The organism is Peijinzhouia sedimentorum (assembly GCF_049340005.1).
Lineage (GTDB): Bacteria > Bacteroidota > Bacteroidia > Cytophagales > Cyclobacteriaceae > CAXBDP01.
The window spans coordinates 1-24,231 of the sequence record NZ_JBMPIY010000013.1; the positions used below are offsets into that span (position 1 = coordinate 1).

A 24,231-nucleotide genomic window follows, 5' to 3' on the forward strand; every position below is an offset into this window, starting at 1 on the left:
AACCTGAGCCAATTGAGCAAGGGGATCTACTTAGTAGAGATCACACATGGCACTGAGCGAATTGTAAAACGCCTGATCGTAAACTAAACATAACAAAACTAAAAGACAGCGGGAGGGTAGACTATCCTCCCGCCATATTTTACCAGCAAAAAGCAACAAAAGATGAAAGCAACGATATTCACCCTCAGCCTTACAATCAGTTTGATGTTCCTCTCCATCCTAAGCTACGCCCAAACCTTTGGCGGCCCACCGAGCTTTACACCCGACGTATTAGATAACCCAATAGATGGCGGGCTGAGCTTATTGCTAGGTGCAGGAGCCGCTTATGGTGCGAAAAAATTGCGGGATAAAAAAAGGGCTAGGAATGATAAAAAGAATAGGAAGTAATCGGTTCCATTCAGCATATTAGCCGAAGCACTTAATTATTGGTTTAGAGTTTTAGAATTTCTTAATTTAATGATGTGCTAAACTACTCAACAAGGCGCATTATAAATCCTTGAATAAGTTCCTGATCCTCATTGTTTTGATGTCTGTTACAGGAATTAGAGGAAAGAGTTTAATTATCTAATAGTTTAGTTTATAAGTAGTGTAGTACAGCAATTAGGAAATTTTGAGCAGAGGTTCTTTTGGTTAAAACGGTCTAAAAGTATTGATATCAAAACACGATCAGACGTCAAATTTCTTATCACTAACTTTTTATGCCTTGTTCCCATAAACCAAATTTCAATGATTGATGGTCATAAATATCAATTGGGGGGGAGCTTTTTTAGTCAAAAGATTACATCCTTCAAAGAAAAACCAAATTTTATCTTGTTTTAATTAGTACGATATACGATATTGATTTATTAGTTCTAAGTAATTATATTAGCTGACTATACTTCCCTTGAAGAATTCTAGCACGAGCAAAATTAGAAGACTATCAATTTTTTAATGTCTACTGTATGATGCTGTGGTTTTTATACAAAGAATAATTCGATATTTTTTATATCTATTCACAATGAAACACTTCTATCAACTCTTGCTTTTATTTCTTTTTGGAGTATTTGCAGCACTCTCCGAAATTTCACCAAATAATATTGGGGTTTCTCTAAAAACTGAAACTATCTATTCAACTTATTCTACTAACTCAGAAGGAACCACCAATGGAAGTGTGGAAACGTTTACGACGAATTTTGGTTCTAGCAGCCAAACAGTTATCACTTTTGATGATCGGGGGTATAGCCATGCTCAAGAATTGAATAATTTCTCCCTTTTAAATGGTGGCATTACCTTCCTTTTTACTTCTAAATATAATGCAAACCCTGATCTTGAATACAGAACAAATCTTAATATCAATTCTGGAGGTTATACTGCTGGAGCAGTTATGTTTGAAGGTACCACAATTACTTTGGCTATATTCAAAACAAGTGATGGGTCTGAGTTTGATTTATAATCTTTATTCATTTTGCTGATGTTTAAGAATTACCAAGTTTCACTTCACTAAAAAATGATTTATATGTTCTTCACTAAAGTCAGTTCGCTAGATTGGTTATTGATGATCTCAAAGAGAACTTTACCATTTTTCATCTTATTAGTTCTTTTTCAACCAACTCTTTCTGCCCAGCAGTTGGATGCCACATTTAGCGTTGAGTCAGGAGACCTTGGAAATTTTAGATTGAAAATGGTTTTGAACCAACCTGCCACTTTTCAGTTTTCTGAAAACTACTCAAATGCTCAAAACGCCTTTAGTGTTATCATTAAAAATGTGTACAACTCAGCTCCCGCAGGCGGGCTTGGGACTGCGACTGGTCTTTCTTATACCACTTCCGGTGGGAAGGCAGGCAGTGCAACTGGCATAGGAACTTACGCTGCAATATATGGTCCATTCATTCATACAACAGATGAGGTAATTGTATTCTCTCTAGCTGCGGCTACAACGATCGCTTCTGGTGAAACGCTTACCATTCCTGCGGGTACTGTTATTCAAAGTTCACCTGGTAATTATACAGCAGGACAAACCTATAATGCTGGGCCATATACTGCCATGATAGAGAATAGTGCTTTTGACGGTGTCGCGGCAACCATGATAGCAACGACAGTATCCAAAGTATCCAGCACCGCCCAGGTCATCACCGCTTTTCCTGTGCTAGACTAATTACTATTTTCGAAATATTTAACAAATGTTGAGACCAGCTATTTTGTGGGCAATACCTCTGCTATTTCTGTCGCTAAATATCATTGCGCAACAAACTCGCATCGATAGTGTCAGATATCAAATCCCCTTGCTTGAAGGGAATGAAAAAATCGATGCCCTCAATAGCCTGACCCGAGGCTTAATGTATACTACCCCCAATGAAGCCATGGATCTGGCCAACCAAGCCATCCAGCTGTCAGAGAAAACAGGCTATTTGGAGGGAAAGGTAATGGCTTGGATCAATCAAGGCGTAATTTTCAACCAGAGATCGTTGTTTCAAGAGGCGAAGGATATTCTAACCCAAGCAAAAGAAACTTCAGAAGCTCTTGATTTTCAATATGGGTTGGCATATTCTAACTTGAGCCTAGTAGCAATGCATATAAGAGAGAACAATTATGATAAAGCCATAGAATTATCGTTTTCGGGAATTGAAGCTGCTAAAAAAATCAATAACGCGGATCTAGAAGTGTCCAATCTAATTAACATCGCTTCGATCAAGCAAATTTTGAAAGACTATTCTAGCGCAAAAGCATTTCTTTTGGAAGCCAGAAGTTTAGTTGAGAATCACCCGGAAATTTCAAAAATCAGATTGGGTCAAATCAATGGCAATTTGGGCATTATTAATTCTATCAATTTAGATTTTGGTATAGCCCTAGAATATTATCAGGAGGCCTTAGAGATTTTTGAGAATTTAGATTCCAAGGCTCAAGTTGCTAATGTTTTAATGAATATCGGGTACGCTTATGCTCAGTTGAAGGATTTGCCAAATGCAAATAAATATTACGATCGCGCAGAGCGGTTATGGGTAGAACTTAATAATCAACGTAGTCTGGCAATAGTGCTCAAGAATAGAAGTGAGTTAATGATTGCGGAGTCTGATTTTAGTAGCGCAATTTTTTTACTGAATAGGTCACTTGAAAAGAAGGAATATTTGGATGCTGCGCTTTTGAGTGAAATATATGCCTTGCTATCCAAGTCATATGAGTCTGAATTGAAATATGAAAGTGCACTTAAGTACCACAAACTACATATCGTTTTAAAGGATTCAATTTCAAGTAAGACCATTGAGCAGAACAATGAACGCATGACAAAGCAATTTGAATTTGAAAAAATGAAGAGCAAGCAAGAAATTGATTTACAGCAACTTGAAATAGAAAAACTAAAGATATATAAAAGCAGACAAGTGATTTTAGTAGTGGCAATACTATTATTGTTTGTAGTTTTTTGGGCATTGTGGAATCGTAATAAATTGAAAACTAAGTTCTTGTTACAGGAAAAGGATCAATTAATTGCGCAACAAGAAATGACCCTAAAGCTAATCGACTATGAATCTGAAAAAGGAAGGTTGGCTACTTTCACCGAGGAGTTATTGTCAAAAAATGAAAGCTTAGAGAAAAGGGCGGGAGAATTAGAGATTAAAATCGATGAAAGTGAGAGTAATCATCCAGACATCGAAAATTTAATTGAAAAAATGCATAATGCGGTTAGAGGAGATAGAGACTGGACTGCATTTGTACTCTATTTCGAAGCTGTTTTCCCTCAATTTTTCTCATTGATTGAAACTGAAAAACTAGTGAACCTTACTACCAATGAGCAGAGATTATTGGCACTCCTCAAAATCAACCTGTCCAATAAAGAGATAGCTGCTTTATTGAATATATCAAGTGATAGCGTAATCAGAGCAAAATACAGACTCAAACAAAAACTTGGGTTTGAAGACGCTAAAGAAATGCTTGTTTTCCTTTCAAATTTGGCCTGATCTGCTATTTGTCCTGCTCAGTTGTCCGCCTATTGTCCGCTAGTGACTGGATGTTCTTCACTAATAACCTATTTTCTTAGCATTTACTCTTTCTAGTCATGGTGACTAGAGAGTTTTTAATGCAAGTAGGCCATGCTCAAACTTCGTTTTGGTAAATTTTTTCGTAATCTATCAGCGATTTTTTTCTTTTCAATTATTACGCAGTTTCAACTCAATGCCCAAACGCTTGATGGCACTTTTAGTGTTGAATCAGGCGACAATGGGAATTTTCGGTTGAAAATGGTTTTACACCAACCTGCTACTTTTCAGTTTTCTGAAAACTACTCAAATGCTCAAAACGCCTTTAGTGTTATCATTAAAAATGTGTACAACTCAGCTCCCGCAGGCGGGTTTGGGGCTGCGACTGGTCTTTCTTATACCACTTCCGGTGGGAAGTCAGGCAGTGCAACTGCCATGGGAACTTACTCTGCAACATATGGTCCATTCATTCATACAACAGATGAGGTAATTGTATTCTCTCTAGCTGCTGCTACAACGATCGCTTCTGGTGAAACACTTACCATTCCTGCAGGTACTGTTATTCAAAGTTCACCCGGTAATTATACAGCGGGACAAACCTTTAGCTACATGCGAGAATGAGACTAACAAGTTTTCTTGATCTATCAACACTACCAAAAACTATATTTCCTCTAGTAATTAAAAACGCTATGAAAAATACGCTACAGTTATTTAAACAAGTTTCAACAAAGATTAAATTAGCTCAAACCATTTTGAGTTTCTGTGTCTTATTTCTTTTAGTGACGACAAACCTGAATGCACAGGGAACAATTAATTTTGACGGACAGGGATATGTGGATGATCAAGAGATTGGTAATCCTTACACTATAAGTAACAATGGAGAATCATTTCGCTTTACAATTTCTGGAGGAGTAACAACCAGTCATAGATATCGAACTTCAGATACTTGGGGATGTGGATATACTGGATTTGGAGATCTTACGGCCGGTACGAATTCAGCTACCAATTGGACCATGGAAACTGTCAGTGGGAATGAAATTGACCTAGGCACAATCAAATTCAATAACCTATTTGGATGCTACAGTTTTACTTATAGTCTAACTATTGAGGGATTTAGAAATAATTCATCAACAGGTACTCAGACTTTTTCAGTAACTGGAATGAATTCAGTTTTTACTTCCAACTCAAATTTTAATGATGTTGACAAAATAGTAATTACAGGAGCTGATCTTAGTAACCTGGGGATGGATGATATAAATTGGACATCAACTGCTCCCTCTGCAGCTTTACCTTCGGTATCGACATTATCGGCGACGGATCTTAGTTCATCAGGAGCACGGTTGAATGGGAATGTCACTGCGGATGGCGGAGCAGCGATAACCGAGAGAGGGTTTGTGTATTCATTGACGAGCTCGGATGCATCTCCAAGTTTTGCTGAGGTGAATGGGACGACTGTTTTTAAGGAGACTGTATCGGGTACGACAGGTGCGTATAATACTTTACTAAGTGGGTTGTCAAGTTCAACTTCTTATAGTTATGTAGCCTATGCTACAAACTCAGAAGGAACCACCAATGGAAGTGTTGAAACGTTTACGACGAGTGCTCCACCGGCGAGTTTAGCGACGGTAACGACGAGCTCCGCCTCTTTGATTACATCGACTTCGGCGACTTTAGGAGGAAATGTGACAGATGATGGCGATGCAACCGTAACAGACCGAGGAATTGTATACAACACAACAGGAAGTCCGAATGTAGATGATGATACAAAGGTATCAATAGGTGGTGGTGAAGGTGTATTTTCACAAAGTGTAACAAGTTTAACAGCGGCAACGACTTATTATGTACGAGCATATGCGATCAATAGTGAAGGGATTGCGTATGGATCTCAAGAGAGCTTCACAACATTAAGTAGTGGTGCTACTTATACTTGGACAGGCAGTACAGATTCCGATGGAGGAGTGGCAGGTAATTGGAGTGGAGGTTTGGCACCTCCAACAGGATCAGACATCGTGATACCAGAGGGAGCGACTCCTTATCCTGTCTTTGATTTTGATTTTGAGGCGGGTGATATCACGATAGAGGAAAATGCTACGTTGACGATCGCGCCCACGCGTACGTTAACCTTCACGGCGGGCAGTGGAGCCAGTGGTGATGGGAAGCTTATTTTACAAAGCGATGATACAGGCGATGCGAGCATCGGCGATTTAACGGGAGCGGGTAGCATAGATGTATTAGTCCAACAGGAGCGTTTTTTAGCGGGGGGCAATAGAGCATTTAGATTTTTCAGTCATCCGTACACGACTGCGGTACCACTAAGTGTATTGGCAGATTCAATTGATGTTACGGGTGTGGGCGGAGCGGCTAATGGCTTTACCCCGACAGCCACGAATGCGCCATCTGCTTTCCGTTTTGATCCTTTGAATGCCGATGGAAATGAAGATAATGACGGAGGCTGGGAAGCCTTCACGAATACGAGCCAAACGATAGGTCAACACGAGGCAATCCGTATTTTATTTAGAGGTTCGAAGGGACAAGCGAATAGTCTACTTGATGTAGGTACGTATACCCCAGATCCAGTAACGATCGAGTGGGAGGGCACGATTAACCAGGGTGAACAAATTATCAATTTGGTAGGTGTGGCCGTAGGGCTAGAGTTTAGCGATTGGAACTTAGTGGGGAATCCCTTCCCTTCAGCGATTGATCTGAGTGCAGCTACGCATAGCAGCGGTGCTGTGGCAGATTTTTCGGTATGGCGTCCACGGCAAGCGTATACGGGAGATTTCTCATTGATAGCCGGTAGTGGCCGAGGCGGGGCGTATTTGCAGGAGCCACTTGCAACGTCTAGTGTAAAAATTCCTAGTGGCGGCGGGTTCTTTATCCGAGCAGGCGGCACCACAGCGACCTTAACAATCCCTGAGCCGGCGAAGACTTCAGTGACACCAGCAGAAATCACGAATGTATTGCGGATGGACAACGCAGTTAGTAAGTATGGAGCGAATAGTTTACAGCTGACTATAGAGGCCGACGGTGACTTTGTGGATCGCATACTAGTCTTCATGGATGATAGCTATACAAAGGCAAAGGATTTGGCAGATGCACCTAAACTGGCCAACCCAGTAGTGAACTTCTTTACGGTCAGTGAAGACGATTGGGCACTGGCGATCGATCGTCGTGGCTACGAAGAAACAGAGGGAGAGAACCGTATTCCTTTGCATCTCCAAGCACCGAATTATAGTTACACACTTAGCTTACCGGACTTCGACGTAGAAGAGGGCAGAAAACTGAGACTGTATGATCGCTTCACCGAGGAATACATCACCCTCCAAAAAGGCACGACGTACGAGTTTGAGGTAACGGATGATCCAAGCAGCAAAGGCCACCGATTTGACATTGTAATGGGCATAGAAGTGATTACCAGTATCAACCCAAGCAACAGTCGTTTCCAAGCATTCTTGCTACCAAACCCAGCACAGGAGCAGGTGAGGATCAGCATTCAAAAGCCAGATCATGTAGCGGAGACCACCATAAAATTAGTCTCAATGTCGGGAGTAGAAGTGAGAAGTGAAACACTAAGCAGCACAACAAGCGAAATGGATGTAAATCTCAATCAATTGAGCAAAGGGGTGTATTTGGTAGAGATTACCCACGGCACAGCCCGAATCGTGAAACGTTTAATTGTTAATTAATCAAAAGAACAGAACAACAGAAATAAACAGCGGGAGGAAATCTAAACCTCCCGCCACTTTCAACTCGAAACAGCCAAAAAGATGAAATCAAGAATATACCAACTTAGCCTTACGATCAGCCTACTTTTCCTGTCTATCTTGGCCGAAGCCCAAACCTTCGGAGGTCCACCGAGTTTCACCCCTGATGTATTAGATAACCCAATCGATGGCGGCTTGAGCTTACTGCTTGGTGCAGGAGCCGCTTATGGTGCGAAGAAATTGAGGGATAAGAGAAAGAAGAATAATGAGGATGGAGAAGGAGAAGAATAATATCTCTCCTTTCTAATCTTCCTCCGGCAAATAGGTCTCTGGCTGTATGTAGTTCGGGTAAATTTCCATGTAGCGTTTCTTTACCTTTTTATGAAGGATTTTCTTGAATTCATCAATTCCATCTTTTTCGATAGCACTAATAAATACTACTTCATCTTCACCAGATTCTTTGTAGTAGTCTGTCAAGCTAGTTTTTAATCCTTCCAGTGTTTCATCTACATCAAACTCTAGTTTATCCACCTTATTAAATACCAGAATAGTAGGCTTGTCTTTGGCTTCGATGCTTTGCAGCGTTTCATTTACCACATTTATCTGATCTGCATAAGCTGGATGCGATACGTCAACTACATGCAATAAAATATCAGCTTCGATCACCTCATTCAGAGTCGATTTGAACGACTCAATCAAGTGAGTTGGGAGCTTACGAATGAATCCTACCGTATCTGAAAGTAGGAAAGGAATATAATTGATAACGACCTTTCTAACGGTTGCGTCAACAGTTGCAAAGAGTTTATCCTCAGCCAAAACTTCCGATTTGGTGATGATATTCATCAAGGTAGATTTGCCCACATTGGTATATCCTACCAAGGCTACTCTTACTTGTGATTCACGACTTTTACGTTGGGTTAGGCTTTGCTTCTCGATTTTCTCAAGCTTTTTCTCCAAAACCGAAATTTGATTGCGAATCATTCTTCGGTCGGTCTCGATTTCCTTTTCACCCGCACCACCTCTAGTACCTGTACCCCCACGCTGCCGCTCCAAGTGAGTCCACATATTGGTAAGACGAGGAAGTAAGTATCTATATCGAGCTAATTCTACCTGAGTTTTGGCTTGGGCAGTTTGTGCGCGTTTTAAGAAAATGTCTAATATCAGTAAACTTCGATCGTAGATTTTGATTTCCAATTCTTTTTCGAGATTCCGCAATTGCGAAGGGCTCAAATCATCATCGAAAATGACCATATCTACTTCAAGAGCCTTTACATACCCTAGGATTTCTTCTAGTTTGCCTTTGCCAACGTAAGTTCGTACATCGGGCTTTTGCATTCTTTGCTGCACCTTTTTCTTGGTTTGCACGCCAAGTGTGGTAGCCAAAAACGCTAATTCATCTAAATACTCTTCTGTTGTTCTTTGTGATTGATCTTGAGGAGCAACAGATACTAAAATGGCTGTTTCTTGTTTTAATCCGGTATCGTAGGTTTGCGTCATTAATTATTCTTAAGGGTTTGGATATACACGGCAACTTGCTCTATTTGTTCCGCCGTCAATTCATTTTTAAATGCACGCATTGCTCCCTTACCATTTGTAATTTGGTTGATTGCCTCTGCTTGAGGTAAAACACTTTCTGTCAAATCGCCAGAATCAAATAAGCCAAGTTTGCCATCTTCACCATGGCATTGCACACAATGTACAGCATATATGTTCTTACCATTTGCCAAAATCACATCCATTTCAGTCATTTCATCGGTTTGGACTACCTCAACAAGGTCTGCTTTTTGGAAGGTTAAACTTTTGGTTTCAGCGATGCCATAAGCGTAAAGGATTAACAGTAAGGAGAGTGTCGCCAATACTTTATTAGATCTTTTAAAGCCAATAATGCCCAGTGGTATAGCAAGAAATACCAAGACAACTTTTACCATTAAGTAAGTTGGTGGATGCCCACCTGCTGAAAACATAAGGTAAAAACCGGTCACCAGAATGAGGACACCAAGAACCATATCTACGATCTTAGTTTTGCTTCGGAAGTTTGCAACTGTTTCTGCTTTAGCTGCAAAGAGTAGTATTACCTTCACTAGCATAAATAGCAAAAAGGCAGTTACAATAATAATGTGCGAGGTGAGCATTGTTGAGATCATATCTATATTGGTTTGTATTTTCCAAAAATAACAGCTTTACTTGGTATCAACCTATTTTTTTGATCAAATAGAACTGCCCATAAGCACAATAAACCTTAATTGGCCCAAACGAGAGAGCTGGCTCCTAAAATTGCCGCACTGCGATCTTGAATTCCAGAGAGCTCGATACGTGGCTTGCCTTGGTAAATATTGAGCAGATTTTGTTCGAATGTTTTGCGGGTTGGCTCCAATATTAAATCACCGGATTTTGCTAATCCACCAAACAAGTAAATAACTTCCGGGCTGGTAAAGGCAACGGCATTTGCTAGAGCAGCACCGAGAATCTCTCCTGTTTTGTTGAAAGTAGCTAAGGCTAATTTATCTCCATTATTTGCGTGCTCAGTGATATCCTTGGCAGAGAGTTTTATAAAACTGATTTCGCGAAGTGGACTTTCATATGTAGTATTTGCTGTCAACTCCATTAACGTACGACGAATGCCTGGTGCCGACACATAGGTTTCCAAGCATCCTTTCCTCCCGCAATTACATTGTCGACCATTGGGTACGACAATTACGTGTCCCAGCTCACCTGCGAATCCATCGTGCCCAATCAACAATTTTCCATTAGAGACTATTCCGCTACCCAAACCCGTGCCCATCGTTACTACCATAAAATCTGTTTTGCCATTGGCAGCACCAAAAACCATTTCGCCTAAGGCCGCAGCATTTGCATCGTTGGTAACTGATATTTGAGTAGATGGGTAATACTTCGAAAGCAATTCTTTGAAGGGCACCACACCCTTCCAATTCAGATTTGGAGCATGCTCAATGGTGCCTCTGTGGGCATTTGCATTGGGTGCTCCTATGCCTATTCCCATCAGTTTTATTTGATCTTCGAATGGCTGTCTCAAAACTTCCAATTCAGTAAACAGCACCTTGACAAAACTATCAGGATTGCTATGCTTATAAGTGGCCATTGAACTTTCAGCCAATACATTTCCTTCCCGATCTACTAACCCGAATTTGGTAAAAGTGCCCCCTATATCTACTCCAATAGCTATTTCTTTCATGACTGAATCAGATTAATTTATATTTTGGTTTTTCCTAATTGGGCTCCAAAATAGAAAAGATACACATAACAAATTACAGGTACTAAAAACGACAATTGAATTCCTATTTGGTCGGCAACCAAGCCTTGGATAGGAGGAATCAATGCGCCACCTAATATCATCATTACCAAAAGAGATGAGCCTTGGGATGATTTTTCTTTTAGACCGGCAATAGATAAAGTAAAGATATTTGACCACATGATGGAGTTGAAAAGGCCAACTCCGATAATCGCCCACATAGCAAGCATGCCTTCGCTAAATGACCCTGTTAGAAGTAGTACTGCTGAAGCTAATGCAAATAAGGCTAATGTGCGGGAGGTTAAGGATTTTCCTATAATAAATACCACAAAATTTGCCAACATCAATCCGGCAAAGGGTAGTATTTCAAAGAATCCAAAGCCAGTAATGAGCATCGTGAAAATAAAGGCTAGCGCAAATAGACCAATGGCACCACCGAGCTTACCGCCTAATTTTCCATTGCCCAAATATAGAGCACCTACAAATCTGCCAGTCATAGCTCCACCCCAATAGAGGGCCAAATATCTACTTGCCAATTGTTCATTGAAGCCAGCGATACTCGGCTCGGCAAGGAAGGAAACCAAGTTGGAGCCAATAGCTACTTCAGCACCAACATAGCAGAAAATGGCAATCATACCCATTCTCAAGTTTTTGTGTGCCAATGCACTGCCTTTCACATTGCTTACTTCTGTTTGTGGAATTGCAGGCAAATTGGCTTTGGAGATAACAAAAGCTAAAATGAAAAAGCCTGCTGCTAATATGATATAAGGAACTCTCACCGCATCGGCACCAGCACTTTCATTGAAAAAATATTCGAAAATAAAGTAACCACCAATTACAGGAGCGATGGTAGTGCCAAAGGAATTAAAAGCTTGAGCCAAATTGAGTCGGCTAGATGCTGTTTCTGGTTTCCCAAGCAAAGCAACATACGGGTTTGCTGCGATTTGTAGAATGGTAAGGCCCAAACCTAAACAGAATAACGCAGCCAAGAAAAAGCCATATTGCAAAAGCTGAGCGGCGGGCACAAAAAGTAAACAGCCTATTGCTGCCAAAGCAAGTCCTAAAACTAAGCTCTTTTTATAGCCCAGTTTACCAATCGGATCTCCACTTTTAATCGAGATGAAATAGTAAATAAGAGAGCCAATAAAGTAAGCACCAAAAAAGGCAAACTGCACTAAATTGGCTTGAAAGTAACTTAACTCAAATACTCCTTTCAGATATGGAATAAGGATGTCGTTAAGGCATGTGATGAAACCCCACATGAAAAAAAGTGTAGTAATGGCCGTAATAGGGCCGCGGTAGTTTGGCTCTTGACTCATCCTTTTACGATTTCTGGGTATTTATTCAAAGTATCTATAATCAATTCACCAAACAGTGTATTTGCCCATGCAAACCATTTTCGAGTGAAATTTTCCGGATTATCCTTATGAAAGGATTCATGCATAAATCCAGTGTCACCATGTGTTTGCCTCAAAGTTTCTATACAATTGGCAATCTCTTCCTTATTCTCGGTAGTAAAGGCTCTCATAATAATACTCATCGGCCAAATCATATCCAGACCTACATGTGGCCCGCCAATTCCTTCAGCAGCTTTTCCTTTGAAGAAGTATGGATTGGAATTGCTTAATACAAGCTTTCTTGTGTTCTGATAAACTTCATCATCCCTATCAATCAAGCCTAAGTAGGGCATGGCTAATAAACTTGGCACATTGGCATCATCCATAAATAAATGGTTGCCAAAACCATCCACTTCATAGGCGTATACAGGGCCGTATATCGGGTGATTCACAATAGCGTATTGGCCTAAGGCTTTCTCAACCTCATCGCTCAATGCTAATGCATCCATTGCAAGAGCAGAATCGCTATGAATATTAGTGGCCATTTCGGCTAGTTGCCTAAGCGAAAGTACTGCAAAGAAATTTGACGGAATCAGAAATGGATAAATCGTAGCATCATCAGAAGGTCGGAATATGGAACAAATCAGACCAATAGGGCGGATGGGATTTCCATAGCCTGCTCCAGCTACTGTGTCGGTTTGCCAGCCTGTAACCCGCTGGAATTTATAAGGACCTTTATTTTCTTTGCGCTGCTGCTGCCTGAAAGTTTGTACGACCAAACGCATAGCGGCAAGCCAATCTTGATCGAAACATGATTCCTCTTTGGTCGTTTTCCAGTAGTTATAAGCCAGCCGAATAGGATAGCACAATGAATCTACTTCCCATTTTCGCTCATGCAATTCGGGTTTCATTTCGGTTAGATCGTTCATCCATTCGCTTTCGCCGGGGCCGTCGTTAAAGGCATTGGCATAAGGATCGATCAAAATACATTGTGTCTGTCTATTGATTACGCCAGCAATTAGTTGCGATAATTGATCGTCATTGGTACAAAGCGGGAGGTAAGGCCACACTTGTGCTGTAGAGTCTCTGAGCCACATTGCCTCTATATCGCCCGTGATGACAAATGTATCCGGGCGTCCATTTTTGATACTAAAATTTACAGTCGTGTCGAGTGTATTTGGAAAGCAATTTTCGAATAGCCATGCCAATTCCTCATTCTTAATTTCGCTTTTTACTCGCTTTATAGTTTCCTCTACAGCTTGGCTAGTGAAATTTCTATCAGCCAATGGAGGTCTCAAAGAAGTAAAGGAGTTTCTTTGAGATTTGGAGAAAGTTGGGAAGCCTAAAATTGTACCTCCCGCCACCATTCCACTTATTTTCAAAAAGGTTTGTCTGTCCATGTTTTACTTTTGGGAGGTTTAAGCTAACATTTTTATTTAAATATGCTTTTATCAATGTTAAGTTTATGTAGAGTAAATCTTAAAAATAAATCCATTCGAAGAAAATTGAATGATTCTTTTCTAATTCTACCTTAGCTTAGTTCTTTTGTGAATCAAAAATAAATTGATATGAAATATATTTTAAAGTCTACTTTACTTGTTTCTGCATTTGCAATGATTAATGCATGCGCACCTGAAGAGAACACTGAAGCGGTAGGAGAAGCAGGTTGGCTAAAAGGAACGCCAACGGAGAAATTCGAAGAAATTACCCATCAATTGCAAGGTTTCAGCCGTACTATGAGGGAAGTTGGTTATAGATATCAAGAGCTTTACTGGGCTGGCAAAGATATGAATTGGGAATATGCTGATTACCAAGTAGAGCATATTTATGAAGTATTGGAGCAAGGCTATGTACGCAGACCAGGGCATGAAGCATCAGGAAAGAATTTTGTAGACAGTATTCTTCCTGAAATGGAAAAGGCAATTGCATCGAAGGATACTACTGAATTTATTAAGACTTTTGAGATGGTGACAGTTAATTGCAATGCTTGCCACGCAATGGAAGAAGTTCCTTTTCTAACCGTGAGAACGCCTACTGAAAGACAGTCGCCCATCAGACCTTAACTACTCCCAAAATCGAGGGCAAAGCAGTATTGGATGATATTCCTATCAATCCGTTATCTTTGTGCCCTCAATGTTAATTAATATGACTATTCATAAAGAAGGTACCGCCTCGTTGTTTCTCACTTTTGGAGTTTTGTTTGTGCTCAATTTGGCACTTTCAAGACTTATTCCCGATCAAGTGATTATTCGCCAAGGCTTTGTAGTTGTTAGTCTTATTTTGTTTTTGGTAGTCTTACAATTTTTCAGGCATCCAAAAGTAAAAGTTACTAAGGATCCAAGTTTAGTGCTGGCACCTGCTGATGGCAAAGTGGTAGTGATTGAAGAAACCGTTGAACAGGAATACCTGAAAGAAAAGCGAATTCAAGTTTCCATTTTTATGTCACCGATCAACGTGCATGTCAATCGCAATCCTGTGGCAGGTATTATTAGTTATTTCAAATATCATCCCGGTAAATACTTAGTTGCTTGGCATCCCAAGTCGAGTACTGAAAACGAACGCACAACGCTGGTTTACAAACTCTCCAATGGTGTTGAAATTTTGATCCGACAAGTGGCAGGAGCAATGGCTCGCCGTATTTGTTGGTATGTAAAGCCAAATCAAGCCGTAGATCAAGGAGCTGAGTTTGGCTTTATCAAATTCGGATCTAGGGTGGATCTATACCTCCCGCTCGGTACGGAAATACTGGTAGATAAAGAACAAAAAACCAAAGCAGGTGTAACTCCAATTGCTAGGTTGAAAGCATAATTCAAACCTAAATTTATTAACGAATATCTAACCACAGGCGCATCGCAGCTTATTTGTTTTAATTCATGAAAATCAATCACTTAGTGAGAATTATAAACAACTATTTGTATTGAAAAGAATTGCAATCCCTAATATTAGAATTTAAATCTAAACTGTTATTTTACCTTCTTTTCCCTAAAATATGTTCCATAAATAGGCGACCCAAAGAAAACGCTGCACTCAAACAGTCTTTGGCTCTAGAAAGCCTATTTATTACACATATTTCTTAACGGGAAAATCTCCTAGAATGAAGTAAGAAGAAAAAGAAAATAATAATAAGAAATGGCTGTTTGCGGGTGGGAGGACAAAAAGGCGGGCCAGCGTTGGCCCATAGCGTGGAAGCTTCTTTTTGTCTAGACTTTTTTGTTTCTTTTTTGTGGCAATGACAAAAAGAAAAAAAAGAATTTCCGGATTACTTTGGATTTAAATGACACGTTGAAACAAATAAGCAACTCTTTGTATTAGAACAGCCCTATATCTTTAGTAAGCACGAGCATGCGGATTATAAGTTATTTAAATTCAACATTTTAACATATTAAAGAATCAATTTTCTATGCTAGCAAAGATACTATTTCAAAAGTAGCTGCACCAATTGCTCTAGATACTGCTGATCAATATTATCAAAATCGTTCAGCTGATCGCTATCGACATCCAGCACAAACTTCACTTCATTGCCCTGAATACCGGGAACCACTATTTCAGATTTTGAGGCAGAATTGCAAGCAATATGACCTGGAAATGCATCAACGTCTTCCACAATTAGGGTTTGCTTCTTTTGCCATGAAGTGCCGCAAACGCCCTTGCCTAAATTGATTCTTGTGCAAGCAATTGGACCTTGAAATGGACCCAATACCAATTGATCCTTTTTCACAATATAAAAGCCTACCCAAAAGAAATTGAAGGCCTCTTTGAGTGCCGCAGCCATATTGGCCATATTCGCATATTCATCTTCTTCGCCAAATAGCAATGCTTCAATTTGCGGGAGGATGGCTTGGTATATAGCTTCTTTTTCTTTGCTTTCAGGTAAAATAAGTGTTTCAGACATATATATGGCTTGATTTTATAATCGTTCTCTATTATTCGTTTGTGTTAACATAAAAGTCTAGCGTATCGTTTTCGATTTGCATAGTATCTTTTATTAAATGAACTGGCAATTGAGAGCTAGCAATTCCAGCTTTGAAAGTATGACCGGCGGTGAAAACTCGCGCCTCATCCCACAATCCTTTGGCGATAAATTGATTCAAAGTGGCAGTTCCTCCTTCTATGATTATTGACTGGATATTTCTACTTAGCAAATCTTCCAAAATAGCTTCAATTTCGAATGGCTCCTGTAGCTTTATGAATTGGCAATTTTCAGTTGATGGCTTATCTCGCAATGTGTAAACAAGCGTTTCCACTGATTGGTCGAACAAATGTAGATCAGCAGGTAAGCGCAAATTCCTGTCTATTACAATTCTTTTGGGATTTCGGCCTTGCCATTCTCTTACGGTCAATCGTGGATTGTCCAATAGAGCAGTTTGAGTTCCTACCAAAACCGCATCTTCCTCCGTACGCCATTTGTGCACAAGCGAGCGCGATATTTCATTACTTATCCATTTGGATGATCCGTCTGGCCGAGCAATAAATCCATCAGCAGTTTGCGCCCATTTTAAGATAATGTATGGCCTTTTTCGCTCCATTTGGGTGAAAAATCGACGATTTAAACTTTGCCCTTCTACAAACAAAATATCTTCGATCACTTCGATGCCAGCCTCCCGCAGTTTTTGGATGCCACGGCCAGCCACTTTGGGGTTTGGGTCGCTATTGGAAACTACCACTCTACCGACTTTCTTTTCAATAATCAAATCGGCGCAAGGGGGAGTTTTGCCATAGTGTGAGCAAGGTTCTAAGTTCACATACAAAGTACTCTCTGAAAGCAGACTTTCATCTTTTACATCCCGCAGCGCATTTACTTCGGCATGGGGCCCGCCATATTGCTGATGCCAACCTTCGCCAATGATTTTTCCTTTATGCTCAATTACACAGCCCACCAATGGATTTGGACTCACTTTGCCCAAACCATTCATTGCCAATTGCATGGCGCGTTGCATCATTAGAGGATTCACTTCATTCACAGTCGCAATATACAATGCAGGAATTTTTCTGCTACAATTTTCTATTTTTGAGGATAAATGTCAGCAAGTTCACAAGAAATCTTTCAAACCATCAAGCAGAGCGTTTTGGCTCGATATGATGCAAATGAAGCAGCAAGTATTGCTTTTCTATTTATTGAGCAGTATTTCGGGCTCACTCAGTCGCAGGTTTTGGCCAATAGACAAATAGGTCACATTGATTTTGAAGAATTTGATAGGATGTTGAAGCGATTGGAAACCGGTGAACCTGTACAATATGTGATTGGAAAATCGTGGTTTTATGGAAGAGAATTTAAAGTAAATACCAGCACCCTTATCCCAAGACCTGAAACGGAAGAGCTAGTAAATATGATTGTGAAGCGGGAGGGTATAGACTTCGCAGGCAAAATACTGGATGTAGGTACAGGAACAGGCTGTATCGCTATTTCACTAGGCTTGGAGCTGCCTGAAGCAAAGGTTTTTGCCATTGATGTGAGTGAGGCAACATTACAAGTAGCCAAGCTAAACAATGAAATGCTCGGAGCTTCTGTAAAATTCGACTTGCTGGACTTTTTGGATAAAACACCAAAGTTTGATCCCTATCAGATATTAGTAAGCAACCCACCTTATATTCCTCAAAATAATCTAGAACAGCTGCAAGATAATGTGACCAAGCATGAGCCGCATTTGGCTTTGTTTGTAGATGAGCCGCTAATATTCTACCAAAGAATAGCTGAACTCGCACCTGATATTATGACAGCAGGAGGTAGAATTTATGTTGAAATTCATGATGATTTTGGTGAGGAGGTAAAAGAATGCTTTTTGGAAAATGCCCTTACAAAGGTAGAATTGCATCAGGATATTAATGGCAAGGATAGAATGGTTTCCGCTATTTGGAGGCCTTAAAGATTTTATCCTCCCGCTTTCTTACCTATTGAGTTGAAATTTTTGTCTATAGAACATCTGTATTGGTCTAATATATTTCTAATTTTTCCGTTATTAATTACCTTCGTCCAAACAATAAACTACTAGCAATGAGACATTTCCTTATAACTCCAATTGCCATTTTACTTGTGTTCTCTTGTAGTCAAAATGAAGAACAAAGCAGCCAAGAACAGACTAATTATCGAATAGTATTTGAAGACACCGTGAGAATAGACTCAAAAGGTGAATTGCTGTTTGTTAATAATGCTTTAAGCACTTCTGACTATTTGCCGAGCACAGATAAACTCTACAATTTCAATCTCAAGAATTATAGTATTGAAGTTTTGGATATTGAGAATGAAGAATTCGTTGCGAAATACCCTTTCGAAAACGATGGGCCGAATGCTGTAGGGAGATTTATTACAGGATTCCAGATGCTTAGTGAGGAGGAAATTTACATCTTCGACATCAATTTTTTTGGAAAGTATAATCTCAATGGCGAGTTAATAAATAAGATTGAAATGGATGAATTTCTAAGTTATGCCGGGGATTCAATTCGTGTGAATGAAAGGGTAATGCCAAATGGAGGATTTCAGAACCAGCAATTTATTACGACTTTTTCTGTCGATAATTTATATAAAGGAATATTATTCTTGGATTTTGAAAACCAAAAAGTCAAAAAAGAACTAACTCCTGAATTTGATAAAGCATCAGAATTAAGTTTTAGTATAATGCTTCAAGGCTCGAAGCTGCCAGTTCGTGCGGGCTTCCAAGTAAGTGTTGTTAATAAAAAGGCAATATTAAGTTGCAATGCTTATAATGAAATTGTAGTCTTTGATTTGGAAACTGGTGAAAGAAATCATAAAGTTTTAAATAGCTCACTTTTCCCAAATCAAAAAGAGCCAAAACACACTTCCGATGTAATGGAAGGTGACCCAAGAGAACTGATCCTGCTACTGGGTGATCAAATCACATTCGGTCAGTTTTATTTTGACGATGTGACCAAGTTATTCTATCGTATTTCCCACATGTCGAACGGTCTGGAGGGTGATCAGAAAAAGCGCCGTAGTTTCCTTTCTATCTTCGATCAAGACCTGAACCACCTTCAAGATATTGGCGATTTACCTGATGATTTCCCAATGGAATTTCTGTTTATCAGAAATGGAAAAATGTATTCATTCTTAAATGAGAATGATGAAATAGCCTTGAATGTAATGAGTGTGGTGACTGAATAATAGAAAAGCCCAAGTCTTTGCAAACTTGGGCTTTAAAATTCTTGAAAGAATTATCTTTTATTTGAACTGTATAGGCAGGCTTGCTTTTACTTTATCCCAAGCAAAATGCAATGTAGCCGAATCTCCTTCGCCTGTAAACATAGCTGAGAAGTTCTCAACCACTTCTTCATTTGATTCTAGAGCAACTTCTACTCTTACTACATCAGCTTCTTCATTGTATCTATAAGCACCCCAATTGTGTAATGCTTTATTGATGATAATTACCCAATTATTTTCACTTGGAATTGCAGCTATAGAATATGTCCCTGCCGGGATGTCCACACCACCAATAGTTGCATTTTTGTAGAGAGTAAGTTCGGTATTTTCATTTGCACCTAATCTCCAAACCTTACCGTATTCAGCCAAGTTGGTACCGAAAATCTCGCGACCATTTTTAGCGGGACGACTGTAAATCAGTCTCGCTATTGGCTCTTGATAATCATTCCGCAAGTTTAATTGAGGAAGGTTGTTTGGGTAATAGGCAAAGTCTAATGGACTTCTATCCACACCCGCAAAGGTTTGTGCTTCGGCATTGGTTACCAAAAACAGTAGTCCTATTGCCGCCATAAATAAAATCTTTCTCATAATCTTGATAATTGGTTGTTGTCGGAGATAAAACGAATTTCTTTCGTTTCTGTTCGAATTCCGATTATCAATTTTCTTGCCTTATTATCCGAAATGGATGAGCTTCGGTATTAAAAACAAATTCTTCTAAGGACAGGGTACTTTCGTCAGCAAATAATAAGTAAGCATATTTCAGTGTTTCAGCTAAGAAAAAGCTTTCCATATCATCCCTTTTTTCTTTAGTGATTACGCTTTGCAGCGCAGCATAAGCGTCGTCTGTACGACAATGAGTTACCAAAGACTGAAACATCTCTCTACCCATTTCAAGGTATTTTTCATCTTTTGTAAATCGGTATAGATAAAAGGCAGATTCAATATTTTCTGGTCGCAATACATAGCCTGGGCTATTCACTTCCATGGTAGAATAATCGAGCGATTCAGGTTCTATGCCGTGCATTGTCCACATGGCAAAACAGCTTTCTTGTAGTTCCTTAGCTCTTTCCAAATCTCCACTGAGCGCTAATAGGCCCGGCATAAAAGCATCGAGCGCACCAAAGTTGGTCGCAGTTCGCTCACCAGTGTACATATCTGCATAGCCATACCAAGCACCATTTTCTGTATCGTCCCATAGATATTGATTCACTGCCGGAATACTCTCATCCCACATTTTCTTCAAATCTTCATCACCAAAAAGCAACCAGCCTTTGTAGAAGTACTCATAGTAGGAGTCTATCCTTCCGCTGATATGACTTGAAGTGTTTTCCCATTCGCCACTTTCAACATCAATGGTGGTTCCCACCAAGCCAATATCCGAACGACGATTATACACTTCTGTAATTGCCTTTTTGGCTGCGTCATAATATTTAGCATCACCCGTAAGTTTACTCAATTGGCCAAATTCCAAAAGCAAAGTACCAATCTCCGCAGGGTTATTTATTTGTTCTCTCTTTTCGCCATTTTGTAAATGGACTCTCACATAAGGCATTCCCGTGGCGGTTTCGAAGCCAGGCATCAACCTGTCGCCAAGGTCTTTGGCCAAACGCAAAAACTCAGGATGGCCATCTAATTGATAAGCTGAAATAAGACCACCCAGCAACCGAATGGTCACTTCGAAGGTTTGAACATAAAAGTCTTTGTTAAAATCAAGTTCAGCGAAAATCAGTGTTTTGGCTTCTTCGGCCTCCGCTTCAAGTCCCATCAATTTCATAGTAGAAAAAGCGTCAATCGGAGTCATCAGTAAACTCTCGTCGTACCAATTACGACCAGTTTTGGAAAGAGGCTTTAGCGCGTCGTAGCCCCAAGCGTGAGTTTTGTAGCCATTCCAAGCATGCAGAAATTCTTGTTTTACCGAATCTGCTAATGCTTGCTTATTGATAGAGCTAACTTCGATAGTTTCTTCAGCGGGAGGATTTTGACATGCTGATATTGTGAGTGCGATACAAATAAATAAGATGATTGATTTCATGGATTGTAATTTGGTTTTATTGGCTTCCAATTTACAATTTTTGACTAAGAATCAACTCTTACTAAAGCCCAAACCTTTGATTGAATCAATTATAAGATCAATTTGATAGCGGTTTATCGTATTCGAAATCTAAAATATCCGGATAGTTGAAAGTGTAATTGAGCTCGGAAATTAACTTGTTTGGGCTAATTACTTTGAAAGGTAATTGGAGGTTTGGCTCAGCAAACTCAGAAGGTGCAAACCCAAATTTTGCAGCATTACGCTTATAAATTTCCTCCCGCCTTCTTGGAATTGGAGCTGTGAGATTCCAAATATGGCCAAATGCATCTTGCTTGATAATTTCCTTTACAACACCAATTATATCAGATAAGTGAACCAAATTCAGTAGAATATGCCCATTATCTAATCCTTTTTTCCCAGCAAAGTATTTCCCGGGAATCCGACTCTTACCCATTAGTCCACTACAGCGGAGGATAGTACTTGTAGATTGATGCCTTTTGAGAACTTCTAGCTCAGCTTCGCCTATTTCATCTTTTCCGAATGATGAAGTATCCACATCATCTTCGGTAACTAGTCTATTGAGGTTAGGGTAAATAGAAGTAGAACTAATAAAAATGATTTTTTGATGGGGCTTTACAAAGGACATTAGGTTGGCAATTGCCTTTGGGTAATCTTCTCTTTGGCCACTTCCAGAAGGTGGTATATTGATAAAAAGCAGGTCTGCATCCAGTAATTTATTTGCAGATATATGATCATTTGTAGGAAAATTGAGGCAATATGCCTCGATTCCATCCTGCTGTAATTTTGACAATTTCTCTGTAGAGGTAGTGCTACCTTTTACCGAGAAACCTTCAGTGATTAGCGTTTGAGCCATTGGCCAACCTAGCCAACCGCAACCAATAATGCTTATGGATTTGATCATAATAAAAAAGCCGGCAAAAACCGGCTTGATGTTTTATTTTTTGGAATGTGGTAAAGTTCTGAATATTACATCCCAAAGCGGAGAAGATACGCCGTAGGCTCTGTCAGGCTCTTTGTAGTGATGAATACCATGATTTACCCAAAGTACTTTCAGGAAGTTTTTTGGCGGCTGATAAGCATGTACCGCATAATGTACAAATAAGTACAAAGAGTACCCTGTGATAAAGCCTGGTAAGAATGCAAATACATTGGCACCCATAAAGAACTCAAATACAAAGTACAGAATGGTAATCAGAATAACAGCTAATAAGGGAGGCATCGCTAATCTGTCTTTATCTTTTGGGAATTCATGATGTACACCATGCACTGTATAGATGAATTTTTTACCTTTTTCAGTAGTTGGCTCATGGTGATATAAGTATCTGTGCATAAGATACTCTGCCAGAGTAAATGAGATTAACCCTACAAAAAACAGTCCCACAGTTGAGCTAATACTCATACCTATCTCTGCTATACCGTAATACATGAATGCGATGCTGATAATTGCGTAAAGTGTAAGTGGTACAGCAATATTGGTTCTAGAAAGCTTTTCTAATATGGGATTGTTGAAAAGCTTTTTGGTGCCTTTTGGTCTTGGCTTTATTTCTTTGTGGTAACTTACTTCCATTGTTTTACTTATTCTACAAATTTAGGATATAAACGACAAAAAACCTATTTTATTGAAATTTCGGCTACATTATTGGTTTTTTGGCTTCTTCTAAAACTCTAATGTAGAAATCTTCATACTGAGGGACAATTTTTTCACTATCAAACTCCTTTGCGCGACTCAATGCGGCATTCTTGAATGTTTGGAGATTTTCATCCTTCAATATATATAAGGATTTCTTAATCATATCATTAACGTCACCAATATTACAAGCAAATCCTGTTACTCCATCCACATTCAATTCCGGGATGCCACCTGCGTTGGTTGAAACTACAGGAACTTCACAAGCCATTGCTTCAAGTGCGGCCAATCCAAAACTCTCCTTTTCAGATGGCATTAGGAATAAGTCTGCAACAGACAACACTTCTTCCACAGACTCCAGTTTGCCTAAAAAGCGTACATCATCACTTGCACCAATCTCTCTGCAAAGGGCTTCGATTTTAGTTCTTTCAGGACCATCGCCAACCAATAGGAGTTTCGCTGGAATAGCATCTAATATTCCTTTGAAGGTTTTTACAACATCTTCCACCCGCTTTACTTTGCGAAAATTGGAAGTATGGACAATCAATTTTTCGTCGTTGGGACAAATAGCTTTTTTGAAATGATCTTTTTTCTGCTTTTTAAATTTCTCGAGGTCTATAAAATTGGGAATTACCTCAATCGATTTTTCTATTTTGAAATGCTCGTAAGTGTCTTTTCTCAGATCATAAGACACGGCGGTAACTCCATCGGATTTGTTGATACTAAATGCTACAACAGGCTCGTATGATTTGTCCTTTCCAACTAATGTGATGTCTGTACCATGCAAAGTAGTAATAAATGGGATTTCGATGCCCTCCGAATGCAAAATCATTTTGGCCATATAGGCTGCTGCTGCATGTGGAATTGCGTAATGAACATGCAGTAAATCAAGCTTTTCGTATTTTACCACATCTACCATTTTACTGGCAAGTGCTGATTCGTAAGGGGGATATTGGAAGAGAGGATAAGGACTGATATCTACCTCATGGTAGAATAAATTTTCATTGAAAAAATCGAGGCGAGTAGGCTGCGAATAAGTAATGAAATGAATTTTGTGACCTTTTTTGGCAAGGGCTTTTCCTAATTCTGTAGCCACAACGCCACTACCGCCAAAGGTAGGATAACAGACGATTCCTATTTTCATGGTTTTGTTTGTT

General features: G+C 39.6%; 24 protein-coding genes. 12 read left to right on the forward strand and 12 right to left on the reverse strand.

The features are described from left to right. Positions 1–12: 12 nt before the first annotated feature. The 8 genes from ACOXY8_RS14610 (at position 13) to ACOXY8_RS14645 (ending at position 7,945) form a co-directional block, all read left to right on the forward strand. Positions 13–87, forward strand: coding sequence for a hypothetical protein (locus ACOXY8_RS14610; RefSeq protein WP_458332474.1), 75 nt, complete (start codon positions 13–15; stop codon positions 85–87). A gap of 75 nt (positions 88–162) precedes the next feature. Beyond that, positions 163–387: a PID-CTERM protein-sorting domain-containing protein gene (locus ACOXY8_RS14615; protein WP_458332352.1), complete on the forward strand. Its 225-nt coding sequence runs from the start codon at positions 163–165 to the stop codon at positions 385–387. A 610-nt stretch (positions 388–997) separates the two neighbouring features. Next, positions 998–1,432, forward strand: a complete 435-nt coding sequence (locus ACOXY8_RS14620; protein WP_458332353.1) for a hypothetical protein — start codon at positions 998–1,000, stop codon at positions 1,430–1,432. Positions 1,433–1,495: 63 nt separating this feature from the next. After that, positions 1,496–2,134 (forward strand): hypothetical protein, encoded by a 639-nt coding sequence (locus tag ACOXY8_RS14625; protein WP_458332354.1) that lies wholly within the window; start codon positions 1,496–1,498, stop codon positions 2,132–2,134. Between the two features lie 25 nt (positions 2,135–2,159). Further along, the gene (locus ACOXY8_RS14630; RefSeq protein WP_458332355.1) at positions 2,160–3,932 is read left to right on the forward strand and encodes a tetratricopeptide repeat protein; all 1,773 of its coding nucleotides are present in this window, start codon (positions 2,160–2,162) and stop codon (positions 3,930–3,932) included. A 132-nt stretch (positions 3,933–4,064) separates the two neighbouring features. Continuing rightward, positions 4,065–4,571 carry a hypothetical protein gene (locus ACOXY8_RS14635; protein WP_458332356.1) on the forward strand — a complete coding sequence of 169 codons (507 nt, stop codon included), beginning with the start codon at positions 4,065–4,067 and terminating at the stop codon, positions 4,569–4,571. 68 nt (positions 4,572–4,639) lie between these two features. Continuing rightward, entirely contained in the window at positions 4,640–7,636 is a 2,997-nt protein-coding gene (locus tag ACOXY8_RS14640) for a T9SS type A sorting domain-containing protein (RefSeq protein ID WP_458332357.1), read from the forward strand. 81 nt (positions 7,637–7,717) lie between these two features. Further along, complete coding sequence (locus tag ACOXY8_RS14645) at positions 7,718–7,945, forward strand: PID-CTERM protein-sorting domain-containing protein (RefSeq protein WP_458332358.1); 228 nt, start codon at positions 7,718–7,720, stop codon at positions 7,943–7,945. Between the two features lie 12 nt (positions 7,946–7,957). Here the strand turns inward: ACOXY8_RS14645 and hflX are convergent, their stop codons facing one another. The 5 genes from hflX to ACOXY8_RS14670 all read right to left on the reverse strand — a co-directional run bounded on the left by hflX (position 7,958) and on the right by ACOXY8_RS14670 (position 13,641). After that, positions 7,958–9,151: a GTPase HflX gene (gene hflX / locus ACOXY8_RS14650; protein ID WP_458332359.1), complete on the reverse strand. Its 1,194-nt coding sequence runs from the start codon at positions 9,149–9,151 to the stop codon at positions 7,958–7,960. Next, positions 9,151–9,798 (reverse strand): c-type cytochrome, encoded by a 648-nt coding sequence (locus ACOXY8_RS14655; protein ID WP_458332360.1) that lies wholly within the window; start codon positions 9,796–9,798, stop codon positions 9,151–9,153. Before ACOXY8_RS14655 ends, hflX begins: the two co-directional genes overlap by 1 nt. Positions 9,799–9,893: 95 nt before the next feature. Further along, complete coding sequence (locus ACOXY8_RS14660) at positions 9,894–10,847, reverse strand: ROK family protein (RefSeq protein WP_458332361.1); 954 nt, start codon at positions 10,845–10,847, stop codon at positions 9,894–9,896. Between the two features lie 17 nt (positions 10,848–10,864). Then, on the reverse strand, positions 10,865–12,223 hold the full coding sequence (locus tag ACOXY8_RS14665; RefSeq protein WP_458332362.1) for a sugar MFS transporter: 1,359 nt from the start codon (positions 12,221–12,223) through the stop codon (positions 10,865–10,867). Then, positions 12,220–13,641 carry a glycoside hydrolase family 125 protein gene (locus tag ACOXY8_RS14670; protein ID WP_458332363.1) on the reverse strand — a complete coding sequence of 474 codons (1,422 nt, stop codon included), beginning with the start codon at positions 13,639–13,641 and terminating at the stop codon, positions 12,220–12,222. Before ACOXY8_RS14670 ends, ACOXY8_RS14665 begins: the two co-directional genes overlap by 4 nt. Positions 13,642–13,809: 168 nt before the next feature. Here ACOXY8_RS14670 and ACOXY8_RS14675 point away from each other — a divergent pair, with 168 nt between their 5' ends. Both ACOXY8_RS14675 and ACOXY8_RS14680 read left to right on the forward strand, forming a co-directional pair. After that, positions 13,810–14,304 carry a hypothetical protein gene (locus ACOXY8_RS14675; protein ID WP_458332364.1) on the forward strand — a complete coding sequence of 165 codons (495 nt, stop codon included), beginning with the start codon at positions 13,810–13,812 and terminating at the stop codon, positions 14,302–14,304. An 82-nt stretch (positions 14,305–14,386) separates the two neighbouring features. After that, complete coding sequence (locus ACOXY8_RS14680) at positions 14,387–15,049, forward strand: phosphatidylserine decarboxylase family protein (RefSeq protein ID WP_458332365.1); 663 nt, start codon at positions 14,387–14,389, stop codon at positions 15,047–15,049. Between the two features lie 607 nt (positions 15,050–15,656). Here ACOXY8_RS14680 and ACOXY8_RS14685 read toward each other — a convergent pair. Next, positions 15,657–16,133 carry a GAF domain-containing protein gene (locus ACOXY8_RS14685; protein ID WP_458332366.1) on the reverse strand — a complete coding sequence of 159 codons (477 nt, stop codon included), beginning with the start codon at positions 16,131–16,133 and terminating at the stop codon, positions 15,657–15,659. 31 nt (positions 16,134–16,164) lie between these two features. Next, entirely contained in the window at positions 16,165–17,217 is a 1,053-nt protein-coding gene (gene ribD, locus ACOXY8_RS14690) for a bifunctional diaminohydroxyphosphoribosylaminopyrimidine deaminase/5-amino-6-(5-phosphoribosylamino)uracil reductase RibD (RefSeq protein ID WP_458332367.1), read from the reverse strand. A 42-nt stretch (positions 17,218–17,259) separates the two neighbouring features. Here ribD and prmC point away from each other — a divergent pair, with 42 nt between their 5' ends. Then, entirely contained in the window at positions 17,260–18,105 is an 846-nt protein-coding gene (gene prmC / locus ACOXY8_RS14695; protein WP_458332368.1) for a peptide chain release factor N(5)-glutamine methyltransferase, read from the forward strand. Between the two features lie 128 nt (positions 18,106–18,233). After that, positions 18,234–19,358, forward strand: a complete 1,125-nt coding sequence (locus tag ACOXY8_RS14700; RefSeq protein ID WP_458332369.1) for a DUF4221 family protein — start codon at positions 18,234–18,236, stop codon at positions 19,356–19,358. Between the two features lie 57 nt (positions 19,359–19,415). On the opposite strand, the gene ACOXY8_RS14705 is transcribed toward ACOXY8_RS14700, so the two are convergent. From ACOXY8_RS14705 to bshA, 5 genes are all read right to left on the reverse strand, one after another. After that, positions 19,416–19,982 carry a DUF2911 domain-containing protein gene (locus ACOXY8_RS14705; RefSeq protein WP_458332370.1) on the reverse strand — a complete coding sequence of 189 codons (567 nt, stop codon included), beginning with the start codon at positions 19,980–19,982 and terminating at the stop codon, positions 19,416–19,418. 67 nt (positions 19,983–20,049) lie between these two features. Continuing rightward, a complete protein-coding gene (locus ACOXY8_RS14710; protein ID WP_458332371.1) occupies positions 20,050–21,426 on the reverse strand; it encodes a glycoside hydrolase family 47 protein in 1,377 nt (458 codons plus the stop codon). 97 nt (positions 21,427–21,523) lie between these two features. Next, positions 21,524–22,348, reverse strand: coding sequence for an NAD(P)-binding domain-containing protein (locus ACOXY8_RS14715; RefSeq protein WP_458332372.1), 825 nt, complete (start codon positions 22,346–22,348; stop codon positions 21,524–21,526). 33 nt (positions 22,349–22,381) lie between these two features. Then, positions 22,382–23,014, reverse strand: coding sequence for a sterol desaturase family protein (locus ACOXY8_RS14720; RefSeq protein ID WP_458332373.1), 633 nt, complete (start codon positions 23,012–23,014; stop codon positions 22,382–22,384). Between the two features lie 64 nt (positions 23,015–23,078). Then, positions 23,079–24,218: an N-acetyl-alpha-D-glucosaminyl L-malate synthase BshA gene (gene bshA, locus ACOXY8_RS14725; RefSeq protein ID WP_458332374.1), complete on the reverse strand. Its 1,140-nt coding sequence runs from the start codon at positions 24,216–24,218 to the stop codon at positions 23,079–23,081. Positions 24,219–24,231 lie beyond the last annotated feature (13 nt).